The sequence below is a fragment of the Leucobacter sp. M11 genome (assembly GCF_035726885.1).
Lineage (GTDB): Bacteria > Actinomycetota > Actinomycetes > Actinomycetales > Microbacteriaceae > JAPFRB01.
Map to the genome: position 1 here is coordinate 20716 of NZ_JAPFRB010000008.1, position 3586 is coordinate 24301.

Here is a 3586-nt window from a genome sequence, read left to right on the forward strand (position 1 = left end):
CGATCACCGCGCTCAGGTTCTTGCGGCGCTGGTCGAACTGCTCCGCGACGAGGCGGATGCCCTCGACGGTGACCTCGTCGCCCGGCTCGGCAAGCCGGCCGAGGGCCTTCGTGAAGAGCCCGCCGACGGTGTCGACGTCCTCGTCGTCCAGGTCCAGGCCGAAGAGCTCGCCGAGCTCGTCGACCGCGACGCGGGCGTTCACGCGGAACAGGCCGCCGTCCAGGACCTCGACCTCGGATTCCTCGCGGTCGTGCTCGTCGTTAATCTCGCCGAGCAGCTCCTCGATGAGGTCCTCCATCGTGACGAGCCCGGCGATGCCGCCGTACTCGTCCACGACCATCGCGAGGTGGTTCGCTTCGCGCTGCATCTCGCGCAGCAGGGAGTCGGTCTTCTGCAGGTCGGGCACGAACTGGGCGGGCTTCATCAGCCGCGTCACGCGCTCGACCTCGGCCTCCTCGGGGCGGCGCAGCACGAAGCGCGCGACGTCGCGCAGGTAGAGCACCCCGGCGATGTCGTCCACGTCGTCGCTCACGACGGGGATCCGCGAGTGCCGGGAGGTCAGCAGCAGCTCCAGCGCCTCGGTGACGGTCGCCTCTGGTTCGATCGTGACCATGTCGGTGCGGGGCACCATGACCTCGCGCACGACCGTGTCGCTGAACTCCAGGAGCGAGTGAATGTACTCCCGGTCGTCCTCCTCCAGCAGCTCCTGCTCGGCCGCCTGGTCGACGATGCTGAGCAGCTGCTGCTCATCGCGCAGCCGCTCCCCGCTGCCGCGGCCGGGCGTGACCCGGTCCCCGAAGCGGATCAGGCCGGTCGCGAGCGGACCGATCACGACCCGGATGCCGTGCACGAAGCGCGCCGTGAAGCGGATGAGGGCGTCGGGGTGGTGCGTGCCCACGCTGCGCGGGCTGGAGCCGACGAGCACGTAGGTCACGCCGATCATCACCACGGAGGCGATCAGGAGCACGAGCCACGGGGTCTGCACGGTCTCCGCGAGGCTCAGCGTGACGAGCACCGCGGCGATCGTCTCGGCCATGACCCGGACAAAGTTCAGGGCGTTGATGTGACTCGGCAGGTCCTCGGCGATCGCGCGGATCGACCGGGTCACCTTCGGGTTCTTTGCCTCCAGGTCGAGCAGATCCGCCCGGGACCGCACGCTGAGCGCGGCGTCGGTCGCCGCGAGCAGGCCGCCGACGGCCAGCAGCACGGCGGCGCTTCCGAGGAACAGGAAGAGCACCGCCGGGCTCATCGGCCGCGCTCTGCCATCGCGAAGGACAGCAGGATGTCCCGCTGCAACCCAAACATTTCGGCCTCCTCCTCGGGGGCCGCGTGGTCGAAGCCAAGCAGGTGCAGCATCCCGTGCGTGAGCAGCACCTGCACCTCCTGCTCCAGGGCGTGCCCGGCGTTCTCCGCCTGCACCGCGGCGACCTGCGGGCAGATCACGATGTCGCCGAGGAGCCCGGCGGGGGTCTCGCGGTCCTCGGTGCCCGGGCGCAGCTCGTCCATCGGGAAGCTCAGGACGTCGGTCGCGCCGGGCTCGTCCATCCACTGCACGTGCAGGCGCTCCATCGCGGCCTCGTCCACGAGCATCACGGCGAGGTCGGCGTCGGGGTGGACGTGCAGGGTCTGCAGGACGAAGGCGGCCAGCCGCAGCAGGGTGCCCTCCTCGACCGTCATCTCCGACTCGTTGTTGATCTCGACGCTCATGCTTCGCTGTCCTCGCTCGTGCGGTTCTCGGGTGGTTCGGTGCTGGGGTTCTGGGCCTCGCCCCGCTCGGCTGCGCGCCGGCGGGCGAGCTGCTGCTCGTCATACTCGGAGTAGGCATCGACGATGCGACCGACCAGGCTGTGCCGGACGATGTCGTCGCTCGTGAGCCGGGCAAAATGGATGTCGTCGACGCCGTCGAGCACCCGGGTCACGAGCCGAAGGCCGGACGCCGGCAACGGCAGGTCCACCTGGGTGATGTCGCCCGTGATGACCATCTTCGAGCCGAAGCCGAGCCGGGTCAGGAACATCTTCATCTGCTCGGGCGTCGTGTTCTGCGCCTCGTCGAGGATGACAAAGGATTCGTTCAGGGTGCGGCCGCGCATGTAGGCGAGCGGCGCAACCTCGATCGTGCCGTTGGCGAGCAGCTTCGGCACGACATCGGTGTCGAGCATCGCGCCGACCGCGTCAAACAACGGGCGCAGGTAGGGGTCAATCTTGTCCTCGAGGCTGCCGGGCAGGAAGCCGAGCCGCTCCCCCGCCTCGACGGCGGGGCGGGTCAGCACAATCCGGTTGACCTCGCGGCGCTGCAGGGCCTGCACGGCCTTCGCCATCGCGAGGTAGGTCTTGCCGGTGCCCGCCGGGCCGATGCCGAAGGTGATCGTGTGCTCGTCGATCGCCCGAACGTAGTCGCGCTGCCCCTGGGTCTGCGCCCGGATCGATTTGCCGCGCACGGCGAGGATCGGCTCCCCCAGCGCCTGGGCCGCGGACTCGGGCAGCCCCGCGTCGACGAGCCGGGTCACCTCGCGCAGATCGTGCTGTCCGAGGCCGCGGTTGGCCCTCGCCACCCCGAGCAGCTCGCGCACCACGGCGTCCGCTCGGCGCACGGGCGTGGCCTCGCCCGTCAGGGTGAGCACCTCCCCGCGCAGGTGAAAACCGACGCCCGGGTGCTCGCGTTCGAGCTCGCCGATGAGCCGGTCCTCTGGGCCGAGGAAGAGCACCGGGTTCACCCCGGTCAGGTGGATGGTTTGGCTGAAAACTGGCTCAGGATCCAAGAAGGGCGCTCTCCTCAAGGCCACCGGCGAGCACATGGGCGTGCACGTGGAAGACGGTCTGGCCCGCGGTCGGGCCGTTATTAAACACCAGGCGGTACTCGCCGTTGGCGTGCTCCTCGGCAAGCTGCTTGGCGACGGCCACCATCTCCGCGAGGAGCGCCGGGTCGCCCGCGGCGAGCTCGGTCACGTTCGCGTAGGCCGTGCTCTTCGGGATCACCAGGATGTGCACGGGGGCCTGCGGGGCCATGTCGTGGAACGCGATCACGCGTTCGGTCTCCGCGAGCCGGGTCACCGGGATCTCGCCCGAGACGATCTTGCCGAAAACAGTTTCTTCTGCCATATCGCCAGTCTAACCCGTGATCCGGCCGGAGAACCGGGATCGAGCGGGACTCACCACCGGCCGAGCCGCACGTTGAGCACGGCGAGGGCCGCCGGTCCCGCGCTGGAGGTGCGCAGGACGGTGTCCCCGAGGCTCACGGTGCGCGCGCCCGCCGCCGTCAGCGCGTCGAGCTCCTCGGGGCTCAGCCCGCCCTCTGGGCCGACCACGAGCGCGACCTCGGCAGCGCCCTCAAGCACCTCGCGGGGCAGCGCGGACAGGCGCTCGGCAGCGCCCGGGTGCAGCACAAGCACCGTGCGCCCGGCCGCCCAGGCGGCGAGCTCCCGCGAGTCAACGGGGGTCAGGATCTCGGGGATCCGGGCCCGGAGCGACTGCTTCGCCGCCTCCCGAACGATCGCGCGCCAGCGCTCAACGCCCTTCGCCCGCTTCTCCGCGTTCCAGCGCGACACCGAGCGAGTGGCCTGCCAGGGCAGCACCCCGTCGACCCCGT

5 protein-coding genes are annotated in these 3586 nt (G+C 70.3%); all 5 read right to left on the minus strand.

Features of this window, described 5'->3' with window-relative positions; genetic code table 11:
* Nucleotides 1–1249, minus strand: a 1249-nt coding sequence (locus OOT08_RS18545) for a hemolysin family protein (RefSeq protein WP_325094372.1), incomplete at its 3' end; no start/stop codon positions are given.
* Nucleotides 1246–1707: an rRNA maturation RNase YbeY gene (ybeY, locus tag OOT08_RS18550; RefSeq protein ID WP_325094374.1), complete on the minus strand. Its 462-nt coding sequence runs from the start codon at nucleotides 1705–1707 to the stop codon at nucleotides 1246–1248. The genes ybeY and OOT08_RS18545, both read right to left, overlap by 4 nt.
* Nucleotides 1704–2795, minus strand: coding sequence for a PhoH family protein (locus OOT08_RS18555; protein ID WP_442916294.1), 1092 nt, complete (start codon nucleotides 2793–2795; stop codon nucleotides 1704–1706). The genes ybeY and OOT08_RS18555 overlap by 4 nt, the downstream gene beginning before the upstream one ends.
* Nucleotides 2749–3099, minus strand: a complete 351-nt coding sequence (locus tag OOT08_RS18560; protein WP_325094375.1) for a histidine triad nucleotide-binding protein — start codon at nucleotides 3097–3099, stop codon at nucleotides 2749–2751. Before OOT08_RS18560 ends, OOT08_RS18555 begins: the two co-directional genes overlap by 47 nt.
* 50 nt (nucleotides 3100–3149) lie before the next feature.
* On the minus strand, nucleotides 3150–3586 hold a 437-nt coding region (locus OOT08_RS18565), incomplete at its 5' end, for an RsmE family RNA methyltransferase (protein ID WP_325094376.1).

Coding starts and splice junctions, on each gene's coding strand:
- ybeY (WP_325094374.1), bottom strand. CDS start 1,707: ATGAGCGTCGAGATCAACAACGAGTCGGAGATGACGGTCGAGGAGGGC.
- OOT08_RS18555 (WP_442916294.1), bottom strand. CDS start 2,795: ATGTGCTCGCCGGTGGCCTTGAGGAGAGCGCCCTTCTTGGATCCTGAG.
- OOT08_RS18560 (WP_325094375.1), bottom strand. CDS start 3,099: ATGGCAGAAGAAACTGTTTTCGGCAAGATCGTCTCGGGCGAGATCCCG.